The sequence below is a fragment of the Streptomyces longwoodensis genome, from assembly GCF_001514125.1.
Taxonomy (GTDB): Bacteria; Actinomycetota; Actinomycetes; order Streptomycetales; family Streptomycetaceae; genus Streptomyces; species Streptomyces longwoodensis.
This window is the reverse complement of sequence record NZ_KQ948556.1, coordinates 339,346-364,922: the sequence shown is the minus strand read 5'-3', so window position 1 is coordinate 364,922 and position 25,577 is coordinate 339,346. Positions and strand designations below refer to the sequence as shown.

Below are 25,577 nucleotides of genomic sequence, written 5' to 3'. Positions count from 1 at the left end.
CGCGGGAGGGGGGAGGCGGCGAGGGGGGTGCCTCGGCCACGGACGGGCACAATGGCCGTCATGACCACGGGTAACACCAGCCGCGCCGACCTCAACCGGCGCCGCATCCTCGACGTCGCCCTCGCCGAGCTGCTGCGCGACCCCGACGCGTCCATGGACCACATCGCGCGCGCCGCCGGTGTCGTACGGCGCACGGTGTACGGCCACTTCCCGAGCCGGGAGGCGCTGATCAGCACGCTCGTCGACGACGCGGTGGAGGCGCTGGCGTCCGCGCACGCCGCGGGCCGCGAGGGCGTGGCCGACCCGGCCGAGGCGGTGGCCCGCTCCGTGCTGTCGGTCTGGGAGATCGCCGACCGCTACCGCCTGCTGGTCGCGCTGGCCCAGCGCACGGTCACCATGCAGGGCATCCGCGAACGCCTCTCCCCCGTGCGGGCGAACAGCGTGCGCCTGCTCCAGCAGGGCCTCGACCAGGGCGTCTTCGCCTCGGCCCTGCCCGCGCCGGCGCTCGCGTACGTGCACGAGCAGATCCTGTTCGCCCTGATGGAGGCGGTGAACGACGGCCTGCTGAGCACGCAGGAGGCGGGCCGCTCCGCGGCGGTCACGGTCCTGACGGCGGCGGGCGTCCCCGCCGCGACGGCCTCGGACCTGGTGACGGAGGTGAGCGGGGCGCTGCCCCGGTGACCCCTAGTGGCGGAAAGCCGGATGCCCGGCCCCGGTTCAGGCGGGGCCGGGCATCCGGAGTCGGGAGGGTCGGGCGTCCGGGGGCGCGGAGGTCAGGTGGGTCCGGGGGCGCCCGGAGGGTCAGGCGCGGGCGAGTTCCTTCTCGCCGTCCTCGTGCTGCCCGGGGGCGTCCGTGGCGGGTGCCCCGGCGTGCTCGTCGAGCAGGGTCTTCTCGTCGAAGGGCAGGTCACCGGCGAGGACGCGCCCGACGCGCTCCTTGTCGATCTCCTTGGTCCAGGTGCCGACCAGCACCGTCGCGATGGCGTTGCCCGCGAAGTTGGTCAGCGCGCGGGCCTCGCTCATGAAGCGGTCGATGCCGACGATCAGGCCGATGCCGTCCACCAGGGCGGGCTTGTGCGACTGCAGACCGCCGGCCAGGGTCGCCAGGCCGGCGCCGGTGACACCGGCGGCGCCCTTCGAGGCCACCAGCAGGAACAGCAGCAGCGGGATCTGCTCGCCGACCGACATCGGCGTGCCCATGGCGTCGGCGATGAACAGGGACGCCATGGTCATGTAGATCATGGTGCCGTCGAGGTTGAAGGAGTAGCCGGTCGGCACGGTGATGCCGACGACGGGCTTGCTGACGCCCAGGTGCTCCATCTTCGCGATGAGGCGCGGCAGCGCCGACTCGGAGGAGGAGGTGGACAGGATCAGCAGGAACTCACGGCCCAGGTACTTGAAGAAGGTGAGCACGTTGAGCCCGGCGACCACCCGCAGCAGCGCGCCGAGGACGACGAACACGAAGAGGAAGCAGGTCAGGTAGAAGCCGAGCATCAGCACCGCGAGGCTCTTCAGCGCGTCCACGCCGGCCGAGCCGACGACCGCGGCCATGGCGCCGAACGCACCGATCGGGGCCGCCCACATGATCATGGCCAGGACGCGGAAGACCAGCCGCTGGATGTGCTCGACGCCGCGCAGGACCGGCTGCCCGGCGCTGCCCATGGCCTGCAGCGCGAAGCCGCAGAGCAGGGCGACCAGCAGGGTCTGCAGCACCTCGCCCTCGGTGAACGCGGAGACGATCGTGGTCGGGATGATGCCGAGCAGGAACTCGGTGGTGTCCTTGGCCTCCGGCGAGACCTGCGCCTGGCCGGTCTCCTTCACGGCGTCGGTGACGGCGAGCCCGGTGCCGGGCTCCAGGATGTTGCCGACGACCAGGCCGATGGCGAGCGCGACCAGCGACATCACCAGGAAGTAGGCCAGCGCGATGCCGCCGACGGCACCGACCTTCGCGGCCTTGCGGACCGACCCGATGCCCAGCACGATCGTGCAGAAGATGATCGGCGAGATCATCATCTTGATCAGGTTCACGAACCCGGTGCCGATCGGCTTCAGCTCCACGGCGAAGTCCGGAGCGGCGAGGCCGACGGCGATGCCGAGGGCGACCGCGACGATCACCGCGATGTACAGGTAGTGGGTGCGGTCCCGCCGGGCGGCGGGAGCGGCTGGTGCCGTATCGGGGGTGCTGGCGGCCACGGCTGCCCTCCTTGACGTCTTCGTCGGCATCACCGGCGTGCGGCTCACGTCCGGGCTGTGGGAGATAGCCAGGACTATGTCGGCCCCTGTGAGAGCGGTCACCCTTCCGTTCATTGAGTTCACACCGCAGGCCATTTAGTGCGCGGCCGAGGTCAGGGGCACACTGACCTCCATGCGCATCCCCGTCCCCCGGCCCCGCAGCCTGGCCGGCCAGCTGTTCGCCGTGCAGGCCGTGCTCATCGCGGCCGTCGTCGCGGGATACGCGCTGTTCATGTACGTCAGCGACCAGCGGCAGGCGCAGGACGCGGCCGGCCGGCAGGCGACCGCGGTGGCCCGGGCGGTGGCCGACTCCCCCTCGGTCCGCGCGGCGATCCGCACCCCGCACCCCAGCGCGCAGCTCCAGCCGTACGCGCTGCGGGTCATGCGGGACACGGACGTCGACTTCGTCACGATCATGGACCCGCGGGGCATCCGCTGGACGCACCCGGTGCCGTCGGAGATAGGCCGGCACTTCCTGGGCAACACCGGGCGCGCGCTGCGCGGCGAGACGTTCACCGAGACCTACACCGGCACCCTGGGCGCCTCGGTCCGCGCCGTCACCCCGGTCGAGGACGACGACAAGCGGATCGTCGGCCTGGTCAGCGCCGGCATCAAGGTGGAGGCGATCAGCGAGCGGGTGCGCGGCCAGGTGACGGCGCTGGTCGGCTGGGCGGCGGGCGCGCTGGCGCTGGGCGCGGTGGGGACGTACGTCGTCAACGCCCGGCTGCGGCGCCACACCCACGGCATGAACGCCACCGAGCTGAGCCGCATGCACGACTACCACCAGGCGGCCCTGCACGCGGTGCGCGAGGGACTGCTGATGCTGGACGGGCAGTTCCGGGTGGCGCTGATCAACGACGGCGGGCGGGAGCTGCTGGGCGTGGCGGGCGACGTGGTCGGCAGCTCGGTCGCGGACCTCGGGCTGCCCGCGCCGCTGACCGGGGCGCTGCTGTCGTCGGAGCCGCGGGTGGACGAGGTGCACCTGACGGCCGACCGGGTGCTGGTGGTCAACACCTCCCCGGTGTCGGGCGGCGAGCGCCGCGGCACCGTGGCGACCCTGCGGGACGTGACCGAGCTGCAGTCCCTCATGGGCGAGCTGGACTCCGAGCGGGGCTTCACCCAGGCCCTGCGCTCCCAGGCCCACGAGGCGGCCAACCGCCTGCACACGGTGGTCTCCCTGATCGAGCTGGGCCGCGCCGAGGAGGCGGTCGACTTCGCCACGGCCGAGCTGGAGCTGGCGCAGGCGCTCACCGACCAGGTGGTCGCGGCGGTGAGCGAACCGGTGCTGGCCGCCCTGCTGCTGGGCAAGACGGCCCAGGCCAACGAGCGGGGTGTGGAGCTGGTGGTGTCCGGGGACAGCCGCCTCGACGACGGCGTGCTCCCGGCGAGCCTGTCGGCCCGGGACCTGGTGACGATCCTCGGCAACCTCATCGACAACGCGGTGGACGCGGCCCAGGGCAGCACCCGGGCCCGGGTCACGGTGACGGCGTACGCGACGGAGCCGACGGCCGGGGCGGGCGGTGCCGGCGGGGAGCTGGTGCTGAAGGTCGCCGACACCGGGCCCGGGGTGGACGGCGGGCACACCGACCTGGTCTTCCAGCGCGGCTTCTCCACCAAGCCGTCCGGCCCGGGGGGCCGGGGCCTCGGGCTCGCCCTGGTGCGGCAGGCCGTGCACCGGCACGCGGGGGACCTGTCGGTGGCCGGGGCCGAGGGGGGCGGCGCCGAGTTCGTGGTGCGGCTGCCGTTGCGGGCGGCCGTTCCCGCCGCGCGGGTGGGCGGAGGCGGCGCATGACGGGTGGACAGCCGATCCGGGTCCTGGTCGTCGAGGACGACCCGGTGGCCGCGGACGCGCACGTGCTGTACGTGGGCCGGGTACCGGGCTTCGTCGCGGTCGGGAAGGCGCACACCGGCGCGGAGGCCCGGCGGATGCTGGACCGCACGGAGGTCGACCTGCTGCTGCTCGACCTGCACCTGCCGGACGGGCACGGCCTGCACCTGGCGCGCTCGCTGCGGGCGGCCGGCTACCACGCGGACGTCATCGCGGTGACCTCCGCGCGCGACCTGGCCGTGGTGCGCGAGGGCGTCTCGCTGGGCGTGGTGCAGTACGTGCTCAAGCCCTTCACCTTCGCGACGCTGCGGGACCGGCTGGTGCGCTACGCCGAGTTCCGCGGCGCGGCCGGCGAGGCGAGCGGCCAGGACGAGGTGGACCGCGCGCTGGCGGCCCTGCGCGCCCCCGGCCCGGTGGCGCTGCCCAAGGGGCTCAGCGGGCCGACGCTGGAGCGGGTGACGGGAGCGGTGCGCCAGGCGGCGGAGGGGATGACGGCGGCCGGGGTCGCCGAGGCGGTGGGCATCTCCCGGATCACCGCCCGCCGCTACCTGGAGCACCTGGTGGAGGCGGGCCGCGCCGAACGCAAGCCGCTGTACGGGCAGGTGGGGCGGCCGGAGTTGGTGTACCGGTGGGTGCCGGGGTCCGGCGCGGGACGCTGAACCGCGACGAGCGGGGGCCGGACACCGGGACGCGGGACGCACGCCGCCGACCCGGCCCCGAGACAGGGGACGCACACCGCCGGCCGCGCGCCGCCGTACGTTCCTCCAAGCGGTGATTGTGGGGGAACGGACCGTAGTCACCCCTCGGGGGCGCCCCTACGGTGGCCCCGTGCACCGACCCTCACCCCACCCGTCCCCACCGCCCGTGCCGGGCCCGCCGTTCGACGGCCTCGCCGCCCGGCGCCTGCGCGCGGCACTCGGCATGGGCCCCGACCACGTCGCCCACGGCCTGCGGGTCTCCTACGGCCTCGCCCACGCCACCCCGGACCTGGTGATGGCCTGGGAGCGCGGCGCGCTCACCCCGGGCAGCTCCGAACTCACCGCGCTGGCCGGGGTGTTGTGGTGCTCCCCCGGCGAACTCATCGGCCGGCCCCGGACCCTGCGCGAACACCGCGTCGCCCGCTCCCTGGCCCCCGAGGACGTCGCCCGGGCGGCCGGGCTGCCGCTCGCCGCGTACCTGCGGGCGGAGGAGGGCGGACCGTGGCGCGGCACCGAGCGGCAGACGGCCGCCCTCGCCGGGGTCCTCGCGCTGTCCCTGCCGGACCTGGTGGCCGTCACCGGCCGGGAGGAGCAGCTCGCCGAACTGCTGCGCCGGGCCGTCCAGTCGCGCTGGCAGGCGTACGTGCGTCCGGTGGCGCGGATCGTGCCGCTGGACCGGCGGGTCCTGGAGGACACCCTCCAGGACTTGCACCAGGACTACCAGGGGCACATGGCCGCCACCCTGAGCTGGGGCGGCGGCACCGCCGACTCCAGCGCCGCGGGACGCGCGTACCTCGACGGGATCGTCGCGACCTTCTGGTCGACCGCCGGGGCCGAGGGCGCCCCGGACCCGTACGAAGCCTGAGGGACGGAGTTCCTAGAAGACCGACTCCGCCTCGTCCATGCGGTCCTTGGGCACCGTCTTCAGCTCCGTGACCGCCTCCGCCAGCGGCACCATCACGATGTCGGTGCCGCGCAGCGCGGTCATCCGCCCGAACTCGCCCCGGTGCGCCGCCTCCACCGCGTACCAGCCGAAGCGGGTGGCGAGGACCCGGTCGTAGGCGGTGGGCGTGCCGCCGCGCTGGACGTGCCCGAGGATGACCGGGCGGGCCTCCTTGCCGAGCCGCTTCTCCAGCTCGTACGCCAGGGCCGTGCCGATGCCCTGGAAGCGCTCGTGGCCGAACTGGTCGATCTCGCCCTTGCCGTAGTCCATGGTGCCCTCGGCGGGGTGGGCGCCCTCGGCGACGCAGATCACGGCGAACTTCTTGCCGCGGGCGAAGCGCTCCTCGACCATCGCGACCAGGTCGGCCGGGTCGAAGGGGCGCTCCGGCAGGCAGATGCCGTGGGCGCCGGCGGCCATGCCGGACTCCAGGGCGATCCAGCCGGCGTGGCGGCCCATGACCTCGACGACCATCACGCGCTGGTGGGACTCGGCGGTCGTCTTCAGGCGGTCCATCGCCTCGGTGGCGACGCCGACGGCGGTGTCGAAGCCGAAGGTGCGGTCCGTGGAGGAGATGTCGTTGTCGATCGTCTTCGGGACGCCGACGACTGGCAGGCCCGCGTCGTACAGCATGCGCGCGGCGGTCAGCGTGCCCTCGCCGCCGATCGGGATGAGCGCGTCGATGCCGAAGTCCCGGACGATGTCGGAGGCGTTCTCGCAGGCCTCGCGCAGCCGGTCGCGCTCCAGCCGGGAGGAGCCGAGGATGGTGCCGCCGCGGGCCAGGATGCCACTGACCGCGTTGAGGTCCAGGCCGCGGTACCGGCCGTCGAGCAGGCCCGCGTAGCCGTCCTCGAAGCCGATCACCTCGTCGCCGTAGTGGGCGACCGCTCGGTGCACGACCGACCGGATCACTGCGTTCAGGCCGGGGCAGTCGCCGCCTGCGGTGAGAACTCCGATGCGCATCGTGCTGTGTCTCCTGCTCGCTGTGAGTACCGGTGAGCCGCGACCGATTGTTTCATGCCCGCGGGGCCGGTGCGGCGGGCCACCGGCCCGGCACTGACGGGCGCCTTAACCGGGCCCGGGGGTACTGTCAAGAGGGTTCTGCTCGCCCCGGTGGGCGATTTTCGTGACGGAGAGGGAACGGAGAGCTCACGTGACGCGCAGCGTGTACGTCACCGGCATCGACCGCGGCGACGGCCGCCAGGTCGTCGAGCTGGGGGTCATGGAACTGCTGACGCGGCAGGTCGACCGGGTGGGCGTCTTCCGCCCGCTCGTCCACGACGGCCCGGACCGGCTGTTCGACCTGCTGCGTGCGCGCTACCGGCTGTCCCAGGACCCGGCGACCGTCTACGGCATGGACTACCGGGAGGCGTCCGTCCTCCAGGCCGAGCAGGGCACCGACGAGCTGGTGTCCACGCTGGTCGAGCGGTTCCACCTGGTCGCCCGGGACTACGACGTGGTGCTCGTCCTCGGCACCGACTTCGCCGACACCCAGCTGCCGGACGAGCTGTCCCTGAACGCCCGGCTGGCCAACGAGTTCGGTGCGTCGGTGGTTCCGGTGGTCGGCGGCCGCAAGCAGAGCGCCGAGTCGGTGCTGGCCGAGACCCGCAACGCCTTCCGCGCCTACGACGGCCTGGGCTGCGACGTCCTCGCCATGGTCGCCAACCGGGTGGCCCGCGAGGACCGGGACGCCCTCGCCGAGCGGCTCGCCGGCCGGCTGCCGGTCCCCTGCTGGGTGCTGCCCGACGAGCCCGCGCTGTCCGCGCCGACCGTCGCCCAGATCGGCCACGCGCTGGGCGCGCGGGTGGTGCTCGGCGACGACTCGGGGCTGGCGCGGGACGCGCTGGACTTCGTGTTCGGCGGGGCGATGCTGCCGAACTTCCTCGCCGCCCTGACCCCCGGCTGCCTGGTCGTCACCCCCGGCGACCGGGCCGACCTGGTGGTGGGCTCACTGGCCGCGCACAGCGCCGGCACCCCGCCGATCGCCGGGGTGCTGCTCACCCTGGACGAGGTGCCGGGCGACGCCATCCTCACCCTTGCGGCCCGGCTCGCCCCGGGCACGCCGGTGCTGTCGGTGCCCGGCAACAGCTTCCCCACCGCCGAGCAGCTGTTCTCCCTGGAGGGCAAGCTGAACGCGGCCACCCCGCGCAAGGCGGAGACCGCGCTCGGCCTGTTCGAGCGGTACGTCGACACCACCGACCTGCTGCGGCGGGTCTCGGCGCCGAGCAGCGACCGGGTCACGCCGATGATGTTCGAGCACAAGCTGCTGGAGCGGGCCCGCGCGGACCGGCGGCGGGTCGTGCTGCCGGAGGGCACCGAGGAGCGGGTGCTGCACGCGGCGGAGGTGCTGCTGCGCCGCGGGGTGTGCGACCTGACCCTGCTGGGCCCGGTCGACCGGATCCGCAAGCAGGCCGCCGACCTGGGCATCGACCTGGGCGACTGCGAGCTGATCGACCCGGCCACCAGCGAGCTGCGCGACCGCTTCGCCGAGCGGTACGCGACGCTGCGCGCCCACCGGGGCGTGACCGTGGAGCTGGCCCACGACGTGGTCGCCGACGTGAACTACTTCGGCACGCTGATGGTCCAGGAGGGCCTGGCCGACGGCATGGTGTCGGGGTCGGTGCACTCCACGGCGGCCACGATCCGGCCCGCGTTCGAGATCATCAAGACCAAGGCGGAGGCGTCGATCGTCTCGTCGGTGTTCTTCATGTGCCTGGCGGACAAGGTGCTCGTCTACGGCGACTGCGCGGTGAACCCCGACCCGGACGCCCGGCAGCTCGCCGACATCGCCATCCAGTCGGCGGCGACGGCCGAGCAGTTCGGCGTGGAGCCGCGCATCGCGATGCTGTCGTACTCGACCGGCACGTCCGGCTCCGGCGCGGACGTCGACAAGGTGCGCGAGGCGACGGAGCTGGTGCGGGGGCGCCGGCCCGACCTGAAGATCGAGGGGCCGATCCAGTACGACGCGGCCGTGGAGCCGACCGTCGCGGCGACCAAGCTGCCGGGCTCGGAGGTCGCCGGGCAGGCGAGCGTGCTGATCTTCCCGGACCTGAACACCGGCAACAACACCTACAAGGCCGTGCAGCGCTCGGCCGGCGCGATCGCGGTCGGACCGGTGCTGCAGGGTCTGCGCAAGCCGGTCAACGACCTCTCCCGGGGCGCCCTCGTCCAGGACATCGTCAACACCGTCGCCATCACGGCGATCCAGGCCCAGTCCCCGCTCGAGAAGGCAGCCCAGCAGTGACCGCCACCCGCGTCCTCGTCCTCAACTCCGGCTCCTCGTCGCTGAAGTACCAGCTGCTCGACATGCGCGACAGCAGCCGGCTGGCGGCGGGCCTCGTCGAGCGGATCGGCGAGCAGACCTCCCGCCTGAAGCACACCCCGCTGGCGTCCGGCGGGGACGCCCGGGAGGCCGACGGGCCGATCGCCGACCACGACGCCGCGCTGAAGGCCGTCGCGCAGGAGCTCTCCCGGGACGGCCTCGGCCTGGACTCACCCGACCTGGCCGCGATCGGGCACCGGGTGGTGCACGGCGGGATGTTCTTCACCGAGCCCACCGTCATCGACGAGGCGGTGATCGCCGAGATCGAGCGGCTGATCCCGGTCGCGCCCCTGCACAACCCGGCCAACCTCACCGGCATCCGCACCGCGCGGGCGCTGCGCCCGGACCTGCCGCAGGTCGCGGTGTTCGACACGGCGTTCCACACCACCATGCCGGAGTCGGCGGCGCGCTACGCGATCGACCCGAGGATCGCCGACCGGCACCGCATCCGCCGCTACGGCTTCCACGGCACCTCGCACGCGTACGTCTCCCGGGCGACCGCCGAGCTGCTGGGCCGGGCGCCCGAGGACGTCAACGTGATCGTGCTGCACCTGGGCAACGGCGCGTCCGCGTCGGCCGTGCGGGGCGGCCGGTGCGTGGACACCTCCATGGGGTTGACGCCCTTGGAGGGACTGGTGATGGGTACGCGCTCCGGTGATCTGGATCCGGCGGTCATCTTCCATTTGGCGCGCGTTGGCGGAATGTCCATGGACGAGATCGACACTCTCCTCAACAAGAGGAGCGGGCTGTTCGGTCTGTGCGGGGACAACGACATGCGGGAGATCCGCCGGCGGATCGACGAGGGCGACGAGGCCGCCGCGCTCGCCTTCGACATTTACGTGCACCGGCTGAAGAAGTACATCGGCGCCTATTACGCGGTGCTCGGCACGGTGGACGCGGTGGCGTTCACCGCCGGGGTCGGTGAGAACGCGGCCCCGGTGCGGGAGGCGGCCGTCGCGGGCCTGGAGGGCCTGGGCCTCGCGGTGGACCCGGAGCGCAACGCCGTGCGCGGGGACCGGCCGCGGATCGTCTCGCCCGACACCGCGCGGGTGGCGGTCGCCGTGGTGCCGACGGACGAGGAACTGGAGATCGCGACACAGACCTATGCGCTGGTCGGAAAGAACACCTGAGCACCAGCACGCCCATTTGTACCTTCCGCCAGACGGAATATTCCGGAGCGAAACAAACCGATAGGATCGCCCCATGCGCCGTTCGAAAATCGTCTGTACTCTCGGCCCCGCGGTCGACTCCCATGAACAGCTCGTCGCGCTGATCGAGGCGGGCATGAACGTGGCCCGCTTCAACTTCAGCCACGGCACCCACGCCGAGCACCAGGGCCGGTACGACCGGGTCCGTGCCGCCGCCAAGGAGACGGGCCGGGCCATCGGTGTGCTCGCCGACCTCCAGGGCCCCAAGATCCGTCTCGAGACCTTCGCCGAGGGCCCCGTCGAGCTGGTGCGCGGTGACGAGTTCACCATCACCACCGAGGACGTGCCGGGCGACAAGACGATCTGCGGCACCACCTACAAGGGTCTGCCCGGCGACGTCGCCCGGGGCGACCAGGTCCTCATCAACGACGGCAACGTCGAGCTGAAGGTCCTGGACGTCGAGGGCCCGCGGGTGCGGACCATCGTCATCGAGGGCGGTGTCGTCTCCGACCACAAGGGCATCAACCTGCCCGGCACGGCCGTCAACGTGCCCGCGCTGAGCGAGAAGGACGTCGAGGACCTGCGCTTCGCCCTCCGCATGGGCTGCGACCTGGTCGCCCTGTCCTTCGTCCGGGACGCCAAGGACGTCGCCGACGTCCACCGGGTCATGGACGAGGAGGGCCGCCGCGTCCCCGTCATCGCCAAGGTGGAGAAGCCGCAGGCGGTGGAGAACATGGAGGACGTCGTGATGGCGTTCGACGGCGTGATGGTCGCCCGTGGCGACCTGGCCGTCGAGTACCCGCTCGAGAAGGTCCCCATGGTGCAGAAGCGCCTGATCGAGCTGTGCCGGCGCAACGCCAAGCCGGTGATCGTGGCGACCCAGATGATGGAGTCGATGATCACCAACTCCCGTCCGACCCGCGCCGAGGCCTCCGACGTGGCCAACGCGATCCTGGACGGCGCCGACGCGGTCATGCTGTCCGCCGAGTCGAGCGTGGGCGCGTACCCGATCGAGACCGTCCGGACGATGTCGAAGATCGTCGTGGCGGCCGAGGAGGAGCTGCTGAGCAAGGGCCTGCAGCCGCTCGTGCCGGGCAAGAAGCCGCGCACGCAGGGCGGTTCGGTCGCCCGCGCGGCCTGCGAGATCGCCGACTTCCTCGGCGGCCGGGCCCTGATCGCCTTCACCCAGTCCGGCGACACCGCGCGCCGGCTGTGCCGCTACCGCGCGGCCCAGCCGATCATCGCGTTCACCACGGACGAGGGCACCCGCAACCAGATGACGCTCAGCTGGGGCGTGGAGCCGCACGTGGTGCCGTTCGTCAACAGCACCGACGAGATGGTCGACCTGGTGGACCAGGAGGTCGTCAAGCTGGGCCGGTTCAGCGAGGGCGACGTCGTGATCATCACCGCGGGTTCGCCCCCCGGCGTCGCCGGCACCACCAACATGGTCCGGGTCCACCACCTGGGCAGCACCGGCCGCGACTGACCCCCCGCGGGCCGCGGGCCCTTCCGTACGGCGCTGAGGGCGCCCCCTGGAATCCAGGGGGCGCCCTCAGGCGTGGTGCGGCTCCCGAACGGGTCCTGGGGGACGGCTCAGCCGGTCGCGTACTGGTGCAGTCCGGGGATGTGCAGGGTGCCGCCGAACTGGCCGGCCTGGGTGACCTTCACGTTGGTGAAGTAGATCAGCGGGATGTTCAGCGGCGGCGGGCTGTCCGGGGTGAACGTGACCGGGATCAGGCCGAACAGGTTGCCCGAGATGCTCTCGGTGTACATCACCGTGTCGCCGTCGCGGATCGTGGACGTGGTGCCCTTGCCGGCCTGGACGTGGTACGTCCTGCCGGACTGCTTGTCCTTGACCAGCTGGTGCAGGTCGCCGATGTCGGTGCCGCCGGAGATGACGTACTTGAGCGCCTTCTTCTTGGTGCCGTTGGCGGTGCGCACCTCGACGACGCCCTGGTAGTCGGCGCCCTTGAGCAGCAGGGAGCTGGCCTCCAGGTACCACGGGTCGTCCGGCACCAGGAGCTTGTTGTCGACGCCGCCCTCGTCGTCGGTGGCGGCGGGACAGTCCTGGGCGTCGGCGGAGGCACTCTCCGACGGACTCGCCGAACTCGAGGGGCTCGGGGAGTCGGTGGCGTCCTTCTTGTCCTTGGCGTCCTTGGCGGCGTCCTTCACCTTGTCGGTGACGGCGTCCGTGGTGTCCTTGACGGAGCCGTTGCCCGTGGACGAACCGGCGGACGAGCCGGAGCCCGAGGAGCCGGACGTACCCGCGGAACCCGAGGAGCCCGAGGAGCCCGACGAACTCGCGGCCCCGGACGAGCCGGTGGACCCCGGCGTCGTGTCACCGCTGCCGCCGCCGCTCGCCGGAGAGGTCTCGGACGGCGAGGGGGTCGCGGTGGACGAGGAGTCGGAGCCGCCGGTGAGCAGGCCGCCCAGGGCGTCGCCGATGGTGTCGAGCAGGTTGCCGTCGTTCTGGGTCGCCGAGGGGCTGGGCGAGGCGTCCGCCGCACCGGACGTGCCGGAGGACGAACCGGTCGAGCCCGTCGAGGACTTCTCGGTCGTCTTCGGCGCCTCGGAGGTGGCGGACGGGCGGGGCGCTGCGGTGTCGTCGGAACCTGAATCCGACGAACCCGACGTGCCCGAGGAACCCGACGCACCCGACGCGGAGCCGGCCGAGGTGTCCGAGCCGTCCTGCGACCCGGCGGAACCGTCCTTGCCGTCCTGCGAGTCCGCGGAGGGGCTCTCGCTGGCGGAGGCGGACGGCGACGGCGAGGCGGAGGCGCTCGCGCCCGTGAGGGCGGCCACGCAGTCCTTGTACTCGTCCACGGTGAGGCTCTTGGAGGCCGGCTGGTCGTCGGCGTTGGCGAGCGTGGGCGTGAAGCCCATCCCCATGAGGACGGCGGTCGGCATCGCGGCCAGGGCTATCGCCTTGCCGGCCGGCACGTGGAACCTGGTGAACAGCGGCTTCTTGGGTGCCGCGTGGCGGGGCCCGGTTCTCTCACGGGACACGTCCACCTCGGTCCCGTGGGTCACCTCGTCAGCCGGCACTGTGCCTCCCGTTCGCCCCGTTGGCCGGGCTCGTTCCTGACAGATCGTGCGCCCCCAGGGCCGGGTGGGCCTGGGTGGGACCCGCGTCGTCGTGCGCGGGCTTGCCGAAGTCGACGGCCGGCTGCTGCTGCTGCGGTGCGTCGTACGGCGCCGCCGGGGGAACTCCCGGACCGGCCGGGGGGATCGCGCCTTCGGGGGCGCCGCCCGCCGTGTACGCGGACCCCGGGCCCTCCGGCGCGGGCGGTGCGCCCGGCGACCAGGAGATGGCCATCGCGCCGCCGACGAGGGCGAGCAGGAAGCCGATCAGGAAGCCGCCGAGGTTGGAGACGGGGATGGACACCAGGGCCAGCAGGATCGCCGCGGTGCCCGCGAAGACCCGTACGTGCTTCTGGAACCACAGGCTGATGCCCAGGACGACCAGCAGCACGCCGATGATCAGGGAGCCGGCGCCCGCGGTGGTGGCCATCGCCAGCGTCAGGTGCCCGACCTGGAGGTGGGCGTACGGGAAGTAGGCGATGGGGAGTCCGCCGAGGAGGACGAACAGGCCGGCCCAGAACGGCCGCGTGCCCCGCCAGGCGCGGAACTGCAGCCTCCGGCGGGCGAACTGGCCGGATGCGGCAGGAGTCTCGGCGCTCATGGAAAACAGCTCCCTGGTGCGGCGTTGCTGTGGTGGTGGGAGGGGGTGCGTGGGACTCCCCCGGGGGGAGAGTGGACGGGCGGGGGCGCCACCGGCTCCCCCGCCCGTCAGGAGGTGCTTAGTAGCACTCCTTGACACCCGTCGACAGCGACATCTTCAGGCCGCTGAGCTTGAAGGTTCCGGCGGTGGTCGCCCACGCCGTCTGCTTCACGTCGGTCAGCGTGGCCGACTCCGCCTGCTGGGCGAAGCCGTAGGGGTTGGCGCTGTCGCCGTCCTTGATGCCCGGACCCTTGCTGAGGTCCTTGCCGGCCACACCGATGTCGATGCCCTTGAACGTCGCGTCGGCGCTCAGGTCCTCGACGTCGATGTAGAGGTTCTCCGCCTCGACCGGCGTGCCGCCCCCGCCGGCCTTCAGCGTGAGGCTGACCGAGCCGAGCAGCGGGATGTTCGGCGTGACGACCGACTGGCACATGTTGGTGATCGACGCGGACTTGAACGCCGAGACGGCGACGGGGTGAGCCGTCTTCTTGCCGTCGAGCGTGTAGCCCGAGTCGATGGCGCCGTACTGCGAGAAGCCCGTGCCGACGAGCTTGTCGGCCGAGACCTTGAACGACTGCCCGGACACGCTGAACGACGCGGCGAGCGCGCCCTGCGCGAGGGCGATGCCTATGCACGCGGTGGCGGCAACGCTGGGCACCATGACCACAGCGAACCGCTTCCATCTGGTCCCGCCACGCACCTGGGACTCCATATTTCCTCCTTCTCGGACGTACATCTCCTGCGCCGGCTCGCCCCCGGGACGGCGGCTCGGCCGGGCAGGGATGGGAGAAGTGCTACGTCCTCGGGAAGGGGAGCGCCCGCTCTCGGAGGCACGTGTACCGCGCCCGAATCACCGGCGATCACCCCCGAGCGACATCCACTGGTCGCGCCTGACACGCATCACGCACAACCTTTGAGGACAGGCTTCGCGGTGGGCGAAGACCCCCCTGTCCAAGAGCCGGCTCCACAGTCGTCGGCTCTGCCCGGTGGGGACCCAGGAAGTCCCGTGGCCCGATTGGCGGTCGGGTGCGGGAAGGGACCGAGCGTGGCCGATCGTGGTGCATTCTCGCGCCGGGCACAAGGGGGTTCGTTACTCGCTAGTAACGGCGCGATAACCGTAGGACGACCCAGAGGTCTCGCCCGGCAACGCAGGGTGTCAAGAAGGGCCAGAACAAAACTATTGATCAATGGACAGAACCCGACAGACCAACGCCCCCGACTTACTGCAAGTAACAGCGGCCGCGATTACCAAGTTTTGGCAAAGCGCGGCCGCTGCGGCCCCGTCGGGGGAACTTTCACCCGTATTTCACACGCCCTGATGTTTCGTCACTGGGCGCGACGGGCGGGCTCCCAGAGGGTCAGAACAGGGCGCGGGCCAGTGCCCGGCGCGCCGCCGCGACCCGCGGGTCGTCGGCCCCGACGACCTCGAACAGCTCCAGCAGCCGCACCCGCACGGCGTCCCGGTCGTCACCCACCGTGCGCGCCACCGTGTCGATGAGCCGCCCGAAGGCGTCCTCCACGTGGCCGCCGACCAGGTCCAGGTCGGCCGCGGCGATCTGCGCCTGGGGGTCTGCCGGCTTCTCGGCCGCGTCCCGGCGGACCCGCTGCGGGTCCAGCCCCTGCACCCGCTGGAGCAACTCCGCCTGCACCAGACCCAGTTTGGCCTCGGTGTTGCCCGGGTCCTCGGCGAGGACGTTCTTGTACGCCTGCACCGCGCCGCCCAGGTCCCCGGCGTCCAGCGCCTGCACGGCGGCCTCGAGGAGCCCGTCGTGCGGGCCGGCCTGGGTCGCGGGGTCCGGCTGCGCGCCCGGCTCGGCCTCGGGGTCGACCGTGAGGCCGGTCAGGCCGAAGCGCTGCTCGGCGACGGCGACGAGCTGGTCGAGCGTCTCGCGGATCTGCGCCTCGCCGGCGGCCCCCTGGAAGAGCGGCAGCGCCTGTCCCGCGACGACCGCGAAGACGGCAGGGATGCCCTGCACCCCGAACTGCTGCATCAGCATCTGGTTGGCGTCGACGTCGATCTTGGCGAGCAGGAAGCGGCCGTTGTACTCGACGGCCAGCCGCTCCAGGACCGGGCTCAGCTGCTTGCAGGGCTGACACCACTCGGCCCAGAAGTCGATGACGACGGGCACCTCGGCGGACCGCTGGAGGACGTCGCGCTCGAAGGTCGCCTCATCGACGTCGATGACGAGGTCGGCCGGGGAGATGGCCCCCGCGCCGCCCTGGCGGGCCGCTTCGGCGCGCGCCTGCTCCGCCTTCGCCTTGGCCTCCTGGGCCGCCTTCACCGCGGCGAGGTCGACGACTCCGCTCATGGACATGTTCCGTGGCTGCATGCGTCTATCCTCCCCCGTCCGCGCGTGTGCGGGAAAACGCCGGTCCCCGGCGCCGGGTCCCCACCCTCGCGCCGCTCGGTCCCGCCTGGTCCTGCGTGGTCGTGGCCCGTGTACGTCCGGCACGGGCGGTGCGCGAGAGCGCCACCACGCTTTCGCTACGAGTCGTAGCGTAATGCCATGCCGGGTGCCCCGCACACCACTTCCCGGTGATCTCCCTCACGACGCCGCGCATACGGCCGGTTATGGTCGGGGGATGCAGAGCCGCAGCCCCGCCGCCGGCCGTCCCGGCCGCCCCCGCAGCGCCGCCGCGGACGCCGCGATCCTGGCGGCGACCAGGGAGGCGCTGGTCGAACTGGGCTGGTCCAAGCTCACCCTGGGCGATGTGGCGACGCGCGCGGGAGTGGCCAAAACGACGCTGTACCGGCGCTGGTCGGGCAAGAACGAACTGGTCGTGGACGCGGTGGCCGAGCTCTTCGACGAGCTGTGCCTGCCGGACCGGGGCAGCCTCGCGGCCGACATCGAGGGCGTGGTGCTGCAGTTCGCGGCGATCCTGGCCCGCCCGGAGGCGCGTGGCGGGCTGATGGCGGTGGTGACGGAGGCGACCCGGGACGACGCCCTGCGCGCCCGGATCCGCGCCTCCATCGTCGACCGGCAGAAGGGCTTGGTGCTCGAGGGCCGCTCCCGCGCCCAGCAGCGCGGCGAACTCCCCCCGGAGACCGACCCGGAGGAGTCCGCCCGCACGGTGGACCTCATCTTCGACATGGTCGCGGGAGCGGTGGTCCACCGCACGCTGGTCAGCGGCCGCCCGGTGGACGAGGAGTGGGTGCGCGGCTTCACCCAGATCCTGCTGCGGGGCCTGGCGGCACCGTCCTGACGGCGCCGTCCTGACGACGCGGTCCTGACGACGCGGTCCTGACGGCGCCGTCCTGAGGTACGGGCGGGTCGGCGCGGTCTAGAGGTCCTGAGGTCCTGACGGCGCCGCCCCGTCCCGCGGCCGGGTCAGAAGCCCGCCGGCTCGGTGTACACCCCCCACTCCTCGCGCAGCACCCCGCAGATCTCGCCGAGCGTCGCCTCGGCGCGCACCGCGTCGAGCATCGGACCGATCATGTTGGAGCCGTCGCGCGCGGCGCCGAGCATCGCGTCCAGCGCGGAGCGTACCGCGGCCTCGTCGCGGGCCTCCTTGCGCCCGGCCAGCACCCGCACCTGCTCGCGCTCCACCTCGTGGCTGACGCGCAGGATCTCCAGGTCGCCGGTGACCGACCCGGTGTGCACGTTGACGCCGACGACCTTCTTGTCGCCCTTCTCCAGGGACTGCTGGTAGCGGAACGCGGACTCGGCGATCTCGCCGGTGAACCAGCCGTCCTCGATCCCGCGCAGGATGCCGGAGGTGATCGGGCCGATGGGGTGCTGCCCGTCCGGGTGCGCCCGCAGGCCGCGCTCCTTGATCTGGTCGAAGATCTTCTCCGCGTCGGCCTCGATGCGGTCCGTGAGCTGCTCGACGTACCACGAACCGCCCAGCGGGTCGGCCACGTTGCCGACGCCGGTCTCCTCCATCAGCACCTGCTGGGTGCGCAGCGCGATCTCCGCGGCCTGCTCGGAGGGCAGCGCGAGGGTCTCGTCGAGGGCGTTGGTGTGCAGCGAGTTGGTCCCGCCGAGCACCGCCGCCAGGGCCTCCACGGCCGTGCGCACGACGTTGTTGTACGGCTGCTGGGCCGTCAGGGAGACGCCCGCGGTCTGGGTGTGGAAGCGCAGCCACTGCGCCTTCTCGGACCGCGCGCCGTAGACGTCGCGCATCCAGCGGGCCCAGATGCGGCGCGCCGCGCGGAACTTGGCGATCTCCTCGAAGAAGTCCAGGTGCGCGTCGAAGAAGAAGGACAGGCCGGGCGCGAAGACGTCGACGTCCAGCCCGCGGCTGAGCCCCAGTTCCACGTACCCGAAGCCGTCCGCCAGCGTGTAGGCCAGCTCCTGCGCGGCCGTCGCGCCGGCCTCGCGGATGTGGTAGCCGGAGACGGACAGCGGCTTGTAGGCGGGGATCCGCGCGCTGGTGTACTCCATGAGGTCGCCGATCAGGCGCAGGTGCGGCTCGGGCTGGAAGAGCCACTCCTTCTGGGCGATGTACTCCTTGAAGATGTCCGTCTGGAGCGTGCCGTTGAGCACGCCCGGGTCGACGCCCTGCCGCTCGGCGGCGACCAGGTACATGCAGAAGACGGGCACCGCCGGCCCGCTGATGGTCATGGAGGTGGTGACGTCCCCGAGCGGGATGTCCTTGAACAGCACCTCCATGTCGGCCGCGGAGTCGATGGCGACGCCGCAGTGGCCGACCTCGCCCAGCGAGCGCGGGTCGTCGGAGTCGCGGCCCATGAGCGTCGGCATGTCGAAGGCGACGGAGAGCCCGCCGCCGCCGTTGCCGAGGATCATCTTGTAGCGCTCGTTGGTCTGCTCGGCGTTGCCGAACCCGGCGAACTGCCGGATGGTCCACGTCCGCCCGCGGTAGCCGGTCGGGTACAGCCCCCGGGTGAAGGGGTACTCACCGGGCCAGCCGATCCGCTCGAACCCCTCGTACGCGTCCCCCGGCCGCGGGCCGTAGACGGGCTCGACGGGGTCGCCGGAGAGCGTGGTGAAGTCTGCGTCGCGCTTGCGTGCGGCGTCGTACCGGGCCTGCCAGCGACGGCGGCCCTCCTCGATGGCGTCAGCGTCCATACCCACGAATTTACTAGGACGTCCAAGTAAATGTCGATGGGAGACCGCCGCACGCGCGCGTACGGCGGTCCGGGTCAGGCCTTGGCGACCGCGGGCGCGTCCTGCGCGACCCGGGCCTCGAGCTCCTGGCTGACCTTGCGCTCCACGAAGAACGCGGCCGTGGGGATCGTCCCGGCGAGCAGGACCCACAGCTGCTTCTTGACCGGCCACTTCGCCTTGGAGCCCAGGTCGAAGGCGACGACGAGGTACACGACGTAGAGCCAGCCGTGGGCGATGCCGACGGCCGTGGTGAAGCCGTCGGCGCCGTCGAGGTGCAGCAGGTACTTCGCGATGACGCCCAGCGTCAGCAGCACCAGGAGCACACCGGTGACGTAGGCCATGACGCGGTAGCGGGTCAGCACGCTCTTCTTCATGCAGACGAGCGTAACGGCCCGTTTCGGGCGATCTTCCGCCGGGCCGCCCGTGCGGGGGCGGGCGGGCGGGCTACTGCTCGTCGAAGTCGTGCGCCGCGACCCGTAGGGGCCGCAGCAGCGCGAAGATCTCCCCGCACTCCTCCGCGTCGTACGCCCCGAGGCCGAAGTCCATCGCCATCAGGTCACGGGTGGCCGCCTCGACGACCTCGCGGCCCTTGTCGGTGATGACGGCGAGCGTGCCGCGCCCGTCGTTGGGGTTGGGGCGCTTGGCCACCAGGCCGGACCGCACCAGCCGGTCGACCGTGTTGGTGACCGACGTGGGGTGCACCATCAGGCGCTCGCCGATCTTCGACATCGGCAGCTCGCCCTCCTTGGAGAAGGTGAGCAGGACCAGCGCCTCGTACCGCGCGAACGTCAGGCCGTACGGCTTGACCACCGCGTCGACCTCGGCCAGCAGGATCTGGTGGGCCCGCATGATCGAGGTGATCGCGGCCATGGCCGGCACGCTTCCCCAGCGCTGCTTCCAGAGCTCGTCGGCGCGGGCGATGGGGTCGAACGGGAGACTGAGGGGCTTCGGCACGGCACCAGACCCTACCCGGCGGTCATATGGTGGTCAGCCCCGTCTCGCCTTTCGGTCGCCGAGTGCCCGTCCCGCGTTCCTTCCGGTCACCCGACGCCCGTTCTGCACGTCTTCCGGTCGCCCGGAGCCCGTTCCGCGTCCCGATCGGTCACCCGGCGCCCGCCCGCGCCTCACGCCTGTCCGGCCTCCGTCCTGCGCGCCTCCAGCGCCAGCGCCGCGCAGCACACGGTGCCCAGCACCCCCGCGCCGGCGACCGTCGCCCGCACGCCCACCAGTTCGGCCGCGACCCCCGCGAGGGCCATCCCGACGCCCTGGAAGGTCATCAGTCCGGCCGTGAGCAGCGTCATCGCCCGGCCCCTGACCTCGTCCGGCACCGCCCGCACCAGCCACTGGTCCAGCCCCAGCGTGTACGCCGAGCCCGCCCCCGCCACCACCAGCAGCAGCAGCGACCCCGTGAGGCCGGGGCGCAGGGCGTAGCCGAGGTACGGCAGCAGGGTCACGCAGACCAGCGGCAGCGCGATCCGCTCGCGGGCCGCGGGACGCAACCGGGCTCCGGCGAGGAGTTCACCGGCGATCGTGCCGACCGGCAGCGCGCACATCAGCAGGCCGAGGCCGGCCGGGCCGGCGCCGAGGTCGTCGGCGTAGGGGGCGACCAGCGCCTCCGGGACCACGGAGAACACCGGCGGGACCCAGAACAGCAGGAGCAGCACCCGTACCCGTCGGTGCGCCAGGACCTGCCCCGCGCCCCGCAGCGAGTCCCTCACCAGGCTGCTGCCGTCGTGGGCGCGGGCGGGCCGGTGCGCGGTGCCCAGGCGCAGCAGCGCGGCCGAGGCGAGGAAGGTGGCGACCGTGACCAGCAGCGCCTGGCGCGGGGCCACCACGGTGAGCAGGAGGCCGCCGAGGCCGTAGCCGACGAGGAGGGCGCTCTGCGCGGTGATCCGCAGCAGGGAGCGGCCGAGCACGAACAGGTCACCGTCGCCGAGGATGTCCGCGAGTGTCGCCGTCCGGGTCCCGGAGAACACCGGCGAGACCGTCGCCAGGCAGCAGCGCAGCACGAGCAGGACGCCGATGGACGCGCCGGGCGCCGTCATCGGGGCCACGCAGGCCGCGCACACCAGGTCGCAGACGACCAGCACCCGCCGGGCCGGGAAGCGGTCGGCCACCCCGGCGAGCAGGGTGCCGCCGACCAGGTACGGCAGGAAGCCGAGCGCGAAGGTGAGCGCGCTGAGCAGCGGGGAGCCGGTGAGCTCGTAGACCAGGACGGACAGGGCGATCTCGGCGACGATCACGCCGAGCATGGACAGCAGGTGCGCCGCGAACACGGTCCGGAACTCCCGGACGGCGAAGACCCGGCCGTAGCCGGTGGGGGGCGGGCCCGTGGGGGCGGGGGCGGGCGCGGCGGTCTCCTCGCGGACGTCTGCCCGCGGGCAGGGCTTCTCGGACATGGGCAGCAGCGTGCGGCGCGCGCCGGGCCGGCCGTAGTCTTTCGGCCCTGGCCGAATCTTCTGCCGCCGATCGTCGCGCCCGGGGGTGTCCGATGCCGTCGTACCTGCGCTTCGGCGAGGAGGACTTCCTGCGCTGCCGGTTCGCCCTGTCCCCGCTGTGGGAGACGCAGGAGGCCGCGCGCACCCTCAAGCGGCCCGAGCGGCACGGCTACCATCTGCCCTGGCTGCGCCGCCACCGCGCGGCCGTCGAGGCGCTGGACCTGTCCGGGCTGTGGCTGCTGATGCCCCGCCGCGGCCACTCGCCGGACTGGCTGTGCCCGCCGCCGCTCGGGCCGACGGCCTCCTTCGAGGAGGAGATCGCCGCGGTGCGGGCCGCCGACCCGCTCGCGGCCCGGGAGGACACCGCCCGCTCGCTCGCCGACACCCCGGGCGCCCTGGACTCGCCGCAGGGCCGGGCCTGGCTCGCCGACCCGCACCGCATGGTCCGGGAGCTGGCCGACCTGCTGGAGCGCGTCTGGCACACCCTGATCGCGCCGGACTGGCCCCGGCTGCGGGCGCTGCTGGAGGCGGACATCGCCTTCCACTCGCGGCGGCTGGCGGAGGTCGGGCTCGGGGGCGTACTGCCGGAGATCAACCGGCGCTGCGGCTGGGACGCGGGGACGCTGACCGTCGCGTCCGGCGGCCGGCACGAGCGCCACCTGGGCGGGCAGGGGCTGGTGCTGATGCCGAGCGTCTTCGTCTGGCCGGACGTGGTGAGCGGCTTCGACCCGCCCTGGCAGCCGACGCTCGTCTACCCGGCGCGCGGCGTCGGCGGGCTGTGGACCGAGGCGGCGGGCCCGGGCGCGGACGCGCTCGCCCGGCTCCTGGGGCGCGGCCGGGCGGCCGTCCTCGCCGCGCTGGACGACCCGGCGACCACCACCGCCCTGGCCCACCGCCTGGACCTCGCGCCGTCCTCGGTGTCCGCCCACCTGACGGCGCTGCGCGACGCGGGCCTGCTGGTGGCGCGGCGATACGGGCACCAGGTGCTGTACGAGCGGACGCCGCTCGGGATGGCGCTGGCGTCGGGCGGCGACTGAACGGCGGTCCGGCCGGCCGACCGGAGGTACCGACGGATCCACGACCGAACTCTTTGAGCGGTCGCTCAAACGGTGTACCGTCATGCCCGACGGTTTGAGCGATCGCTCAAACCCGCTCGGACAGGGGGGACATCCGCATGCGAGGACAGGAGCACCGGGGGCTCTACGTCGAGGCGCGCATCCGCGCCGGGCTCGACCACCTGTGGGCCCGTACCCAGGACCCGGCGGCGCACCAGCGCTGGGACCTGCGGTTCACCCGGATCGAGTACCTCCCGCGCGGGGAGGGCGAGCCGCAGCACTTCCGGTACGCCACGCGCGTGCTGCCGTTCCTCACCGTCGCCGGGACCGGCGTCTCGGCCGGCGAACGGGAACGGCCGGACGGCACCCGCACCTCGGCGCTGCGCTTCTCCTCCCCGCACCCCCTCTCCCTGCTGGCCGAGGGCAGCGGCTACTGGCGCTACGTGCCCGACGGCGACGGCGTGCGCTTCCTGACGGGCTTCGACTACCGCCCCCGCTGGGGCCGCTTCGGCGCCGCCGCCGACCGCGTGCTGTTCCGGCCGCTGATGGGCTGGGCGACGGCCTGGTCGTTCGACCGGCTGCGGCTGTGGCTGGAGCGGGGCACCACGCCCGGGCGTGCGCTGGCGCGCTGGCTGACGGAGCTGGTGGTGCGCGCACTGGTCCTGGTGGTCGCGTGCACGGGTCTGGGTCTGGAGCCCTTTCTGCGGTCGTTCGGTCCGTACGCCGCGTCGCTGGCGTACCTGTGCCCGCTGCTGCTGAGCGTGGCGGTGTGCGTGGCGCTGCTCGCGCCTCCCCTGCCGGGCACCCCGGCCGCCCGCCGCTGCCTGCGCCGGTCCCCGGCACGCGTGCGCGCGCCGCGCGTGCTGCGCACCCTGGAGACGCCCCGATGACCGCGCCGGCCGCGGCCTCCCTGTTCCGCACGGCGATGGGAGCCGGCTTCGAGCGCCTGCACCCCGAGCTGCGCCGCCGCTTCTCGGTGGGCCTGGCGAGCGGCGAGGCGTGCGTGGGGCGGGGGGTGATGGACCGGATCTGGCACGGCGGGGCGTTCGTGAAGCCGTTCCTCGCGCTCGGCTCCACGCGCCACATCCTGGTGCCCCGCGCGGGCCGCCGGATCCCGTTCGTCATCGAGAACGTGCCCTACGCCGACTCCTTCGGCCGTGAGACGGTGAGCTTCGTGCGCACCTTCGACCTGCCCGGCGGCCCGCGCCGCTTCGACGCCCAGATGGTGCTCAGCCCCAAGGGCGACCGCGTCCTCGACTACCTGGGCACCCACCAGCACCTCGCCAGCGAGCTGCACCTGCGCGCCGAACCGGACGGCTCGCTGCTGATCCGCTCGGGCGAGCACCGGTTCCGGGAGGGCCCGGTGGACGTGCGCGTGCCCGAGCTGGTCGGGGCGACGGCCGAGGTGCGCGAGTCCTTCGACGAGCGGCGGGGCCGCTTCCGGATCAACGTGCGGGTGGTCAACCGGTATCTGGGCCCGCTGTTCGGCTACGACGGCTCGTTCACGGTGACGTACGCGGACGTGCGCCGCACCGGGGTGCGCCCGGGGCTGCGGCCGGTGCGCGAGGAGGCACGCGCGTGAGCCCGGAGACGGCCAAGGCGCAGGAGACGAAGGCCAAGCTGCTCCAGGGCGCGCTGCGCACCCTGACCGAGCAGGGCATCGCGAAGACCTCGGCGCGCACCATCGCGGCGACGGCGGGCGTCAACCAGGCGCTGGTCTTCTACCACTTCGGCTCGGTGGACGAGTTGCTCGCGGCCGCCTGCCGCTACGGCGCGGAGCAGTCGGTCTCCCGCTACCGCGACCGCCTGGCGGCCGTGTCGTCCCTGACCGAGCTGCTCGCGGTGGGCCGCCGCATCCACGAGGAGGAGCGGGCCGGCGGCCACGTCGCCCTGCTCGGCCAGCTCCTGGCGGGTGCCCAGACGCACGCGGTGCTCGGCCCGGCGACCGCGGCGGGCCTGGAGCTGTGGATCGCGGAGATCGAGGGGGTGCTGACCCGGGTGCTGGCCGGCACCCCGCTCGGCGAGTACGCCGACCCGCCGGGCCTGGCGCGGGCGGTCGCCGCGTCCTTCGTGGGCATCGAGCTCTACGAGGGCGCGGACGCGGCCGGCGCGACGGCCGCCCTGGACGCCCTGGAGCAGTTGGGCTTCCTGCTGGGCGCGCTGGAGGAGCTGGGGCCGGTGGCCCAGCGGGCGGTGCGGCAGTACCTGCGCCGGGCCTCGGCGCGGCGCTGAGGCCACCGGCCCGGCGGGCCGGACAGCTCCAGGGGACAGGACAGCTCCGGGAGACAGGACAGCTCCGGGAGGCCGGGCGAACGCCGGCGCGACGGCCTCGCGCCGGCCCCCGACGGCCCGCGCCGCGGCCCGCTAGCCGGCCAGGTGCCGCTCGACGGTCTCCACCTTGGAGGTGAGGCCGTCGGTCACCCCGGGGCGGATGTCCGCCTTGAGGACCAGGGACACGCGCGGCGCGCGGGCCTCGACCGCGGCCACGGCGCGCCGGACGACGTCCATGACCTCGTCCCACTCGCCCTCGACGGAGGTGAACATCGCGTCGGTGCGGTTCGGCAGGCCCGACTCGCGGACCACGCGCACGGCGTCGGCGACGTACTCCCCCACGTCCTCGCCGACGCCCAGCGGCGTCACGGAAAAGGCGACGATCATGCGTTGACGACCCCTTCCTTGCGGGCGCGGGCGGCGATGACCGCGTCCTCGGCCTCCCGGCGCAGCTTGCGCTCGGCGAAGAAGCCGCCGGTCGGCAGCACGGAGAGCACGAAGTACAGCGCGGCGGTGCCCAGCGGCCACCTGGCGCGGTTCCAGGCGTCGGCCCAGAAGAGCACGTACAGGACGAACAGGACGCCGTGGACCGCGCCCATCACGGGCACCGCGTTGAAGTCCGTGGTCCGCTTCAGCACGGAGCAGACGAGCAGGATCAGGAAGGACACGGCCTCGGGGGCCGAGACCAGGCGGAGGCGTCGGAGGGCGGCGGCTGTCTTGAGGTCCACGGGTCACCTTCGGTGGGAGCGTCGGCGGTCGGGCGTTTGTGAACGCACGCACAAGCGTTCGTCCATTGTGGCAAACCGCGGCCCTAGGGGTGCGCTCAGGGTCGGTCTCCACCCACGGGCCCTGTTC

General features: G+C 73.0%; 24 protein-coding genes. 12 read left to right on the top strand and 12 right to left on the bottom strand.

Annotation, left to right across the window (positions count from 1 at the left end; genetic code table 11):
* Positions 1–51 precede the first annotated feature (51 nt).
* The gene (locus AQJ30_RS23125) at positions 52–681 is read left to right on the top strand and encodes a TetR/AcrR family transcriptional regulator (RefSeq protein ID WP_067237270.1); all 630 of its coding nucleotides are present in this window, start codon (positions 52–54) and stop codon (positions 679–681) included.
* Between the two features lie 120 nt (positions 682–801).
* On the opposite strand, the gene AQJ30_RS23120 is transcribed toward AQJ30_RS23125, so the two are convergent.
* A complete protein-coding gene (locus tag AQJ30_RS23120; protein WP_067237267.1) occupies positions 802–2,223 on the bottom strand; it encodes a cation:dicarboxylate symporter family transporter in 1,422 nt (473 codons plus the stop codon).
* 142 nt (positions 2,224–2,365) lie between these two features.
* On the opposite strand from AQJ30_RS23120, the gene AQJ30_RS23115 reads away from it, so the two are divergent.
* The 3 genes from AQJ30_RS23115 to AQJ30_RS23105 all read left to right on the top strand — a co-directional run bounded on the left by AQJ30_RS23115 (position 2,366) and on the right by AQJ30_RS23105 (position 5,623).
* Positions 2,366–4,024 carry a sensor histidine kinase gene (locus AQJ30_RS23115; protein WP_067237265.1) on the top strand — a complete coding sequence of 553 codons (1,659 nt, stop codon included), beginning with the start codon at positions 2,366–2,368 and terminating at the stop codon, positions 4,022–4,024.
* The gene (locus tag AQJ30_RS23110) at positions 4,021–4,719 is read left to right on the top strand and encodes a response regulator (protein ID WP_067237263.1); all 699 of its coding nucleotides are present in this window, start codon (positions 4,021–4,023) and stop codon (positions 4,717–4,719) included. Before AQJ30_RS23115 ends, AQJ30_RS23110 begins: the two co-directional genes overlap by 4 nt.
* A 169-nt stretch (positions 4,720–4,888) precedes the next feature.
* Positions 4,889–5,623: a DNA-binding protein gene (locus tag AQJ30_RS23105; protein ID WP_067237260.1), complete on the top strand. Its 735-nt coding sequence runs from the start codon at positions 4,889–4,891 to the stop codon at positions 5,621–5,623.
* Between the two features lie 12 nt (positions 5,624–5,635).
* Here AQJ30_RS23105 and AQJ30_RS23100 read toward each other — a convergent pair whose 3' ends face one another.
* Positions 5,636–6,661, bottom strand: a complete 1,026-nt coding sequence (locus AQJ30_RS23100; protein ID WP_067237259.1) for an ATP-dependent 6-phosphofructokinase — start codon at positions 6,659–6,661, stop codon at positions 5,636–5,638.
* A 190-nt stretch (positions 6,662–6,851) separates the two neighbouring features.
* On the opposite strand from AQJ30_RS23100, the gene pta reads away from it, so the two are divergent.
* The 3 genes from pta (at position 6,852) to pyk (ending at position 11,654) form a co-directional block, all read left to right on the top strand.
* A complete protein-coding gene (pta, locus tag AQJ30_RS23095; protein ID WP_067237256.1) occupies positions 6,852–8,942 on the top strand; it encodes a phosphate acetyltransferase in 2,091 nt (696 codons plus the stop codon).
* Positions 8,939–10,150: an acetate kinase gene (locus AQJ30_RS23090; RefSeq protein WP_067237253.1), complete on the top strand. Its 1,212-nt coding sequence runs from the start codon at positions 8,939–8,941 to the stop codon at positions 10,148–10,150. Before pta ends, AQJ30_RS23090 begins: the two co-directional genes overlap by 4 nt.
* Positions 10,151–10,223: 73 nt before the next feature.
* On the top strand, positions 10,224–11,654 hold the full coding sequence (gene pyk, locus AQJ30_RS23085; protein ID WP_067237250.1) for a pyruvate kinase: 1,431 nt from the start codon (positions 10,224–10,226) through the stop codon (positions 11,652–11,654).
* A gap of 107 nt (positions 11,655–11,761) precedes the next feature.
* On the opposite strand, the gene AQJ30_RS23080 is transcribed toward pyk, so the two are convergent.
* The 4 genes from AQJ30_RS23080 to AQJ30_RS23065 all read right to left on the bottom strand — a co-directional run bounded on the left by AQJ30_RS23080 (position 11,762) and on the right by AQJ30_RS23065 (position 16,219).
* Entirely contained in the window at positions 11,762–13,213 is a 1,452-nt protein-coding gene (locus AQJ30_RS23080) for a hypothetical protein (protein ID WP_067237247.1), read from the bottom strand.
* Entirely contained in the window at positions 13,203–13,850 is a 648-nt protein-coding gene (locus tag AQJ30_RS23075) for a DUF6114 domain-containing protein (RefSeq protein WP_067237245.1), read from the bottom strand. The genes AQJ30_RS23080 and AQJ30_RS23075 overlap by 11 nt, the downstream gene beginning before the upstream one ends.
* Before the next feature lie 118 nt (positions 13,851–13,968).
* Complete coding sequence (locus AQJ30_RS23070; RefSeq protein WP_067237242.1) at positions 13,969–14,601, bottom strand: DUF6230 family protein; 633 nt, start codon at positions 14,599–14,601, stop codon at positions 13,969–13,971.
* A 646-nt stretch (positions 14,602–15,247) separates the two neighbouring features.
* Positions 15,248–16,219 (bottom strand): tetratricopeptide repeat protein, encoded by a 972-nt coding sequence (locus tag AQJ30_RS23065; RefSeq protein ID WP_067237240.1) that lies wholly within the window; start codon positions 16,217–16,219, stop codon positions 15,248–15,250.
* Between the two features lie 253 nt (positions 16,220–16,472).
* Between AQJ30_RS23065 and AQJ30_RS23060 the strand changes: the two genes are divergently transcribed.
* Positions 16,473–17,093, top strand: coding sequence for a TetR/AcrR family transcriptional regulator (locus AQJ30_RS23060; RefSeq protein WP_067237237.1), 621 nt, complete (start codon positions 16,473–16,475; stop codon positions 17,091–17,093).
* A gap of 125 nt (positions 17,094–17,218) precedes the next feature.
* On the opposite strand, the gene icmA is transcribed toward AQJ30_RS23060, so the two are convergent.
* The 4 genes from icmA to AQJ30_RS23040 all read right to left on the bottom strand — a co-directional run bounded on the left by icmA (position 17,219) and on the right by AQJ30_RS23040 (position 21,357).
* Complete coding sequence (icmA, locus tag AQJ30_RS23055; RefSeq protein ID WP_067237234.1) at positions 17,219–18,919, bottom strand: coenzyme B12-dependent isobutyryl-CoA mutase large subunit; 1,701 nt, start codon at positions 18,917–18,919, stop codon at positions 17,219–17,221.
* 74 nt (positions 18,920–18,993) lie between these two features.
* Complete coding sequence (locus AQJ30_RS23050) at positions 18,994–19,332, bottom strand: DUF3817 domain-containing protein (RefSeq protein ID WP_067237232.1); 339 nt, start codon at positions 19,330–19,332, stop codon at positions 18,994–18,996.
* Between the two features lie 70 nt (positions 19,333–19,402).
* Positions 19,403–19,912, bottom strand: coding sequence for a MarR family winged helix-turn-helix transcriptional regulator (locus tag AQJ30_RS23045; protein WP_067237229.1), 510 nt, complete (start codon positions 19,910–19,912; stop codon positions 19,403–19,405).
* Positions 19,913–20,082: 170 nt separating this feature from the next.
* Entirely contained in the window at positions 20,083–21,357 is a 1,275-nt protein-coding gene (locus tag AQJ30_RS23040) for an MFS transporter (RefSeq protein WP_067237227.1), read from the bottom strand.
* 92 nt (positions 21,358–21,449) lie between these two features.
* Between AQJ30_RS23040 and AQJ30_RS23035 the strand changes: the two genes are divergently transcribed.
* From AQJ30_RS23035 to AQJ30_RS23020, 4 genes are all read left to right on the top strand, one after another.
* Positions 21,450–22,433 (top strand): ArsR/SmtB family transcription factor, encoded by a 984-nt coding sequence (locus tag AQJ30_RS23035; RefSeq protein ID WP_067237224.1) that lies wholly within the window; start codon positions 21,450–21,452, stop codon positions 22,431–22,433.
* 137 nt (positions 22,434–22,570) lie between these two features.
* Positions 22,571–23,341 carry a hypothetical protein gene (locus AQJ30_RS23030; RefSeq protein WP_067237222.1) on the top strand — a complete coding sequence of 257 codons (771 nt, stop codon included), beginning with the start codon at positions 22,571–22,573 and terminating at the stop codon, positions 23,339–23,341.
* Positions 23,338–24,033, top strand: coding sequence for a DUF4166 domain-containing protein (locus AQJ30_RS23025; protein WP_067237219.1), 696 nt, complete (start codon positions 23,338–23,340; stop codon positions 24,031–24,033). The genes AQJ30_RS23030 and AQJ30_RS23025 overlap by 4 nt, the downstream gene beginning before the upstream one ends.
* Positions 24,030–24,683 (top strand): TetR/AcrR family transcriptional regulator, encoded by a 654-nt coding sequence (locus AQJ30_RS23020; RefSeq protein WP_067237216.1) that lies wholly within the window; start codon positions 24,030–24,032, stop codon positions 24,681–24,683. The genes AQJ30_RS23025 and AQJ30_RS23020 overlap by 4 nt, the downstream gene beginning before the upstream one ends.
* A 132-nt stretch (positions 24,684–24,815) precedes the next feature.
* Here AQJ30_RS23020 and AQJ30_RS23015 read toward each other — a convergent pair whose 3' ends face one another.
* On the bottom strand, positions 24,816–25,109 hold the full coding sequence (locus tag AQJ30_RS23015; RefSeq protein WP_030187368.1) for an MTH1187 family thiamine-binding protein: 294 nt from the start codon (positions 25,107–25,109) through the stop codon (positions 24,816–24,818).
* On the bottom strand, positions 25,106–25,450 hold the full coding sequence (locus tag AQJ30_RS23010) for a DUF3817 domain-containing protein (RefSeq protein WP_067237214.1): 345 nt from the start codon (positions 25,448–25,450) through the stop codon (positions 25,106–25,108). Before AQJ30_RS23010 ends, AQJ30_RS23015 begins: the two co-directional genes overlap by 4 nt.
* Between the last annotated feature and the right edge of the window lie 127 nt (positions 25,451–25,577).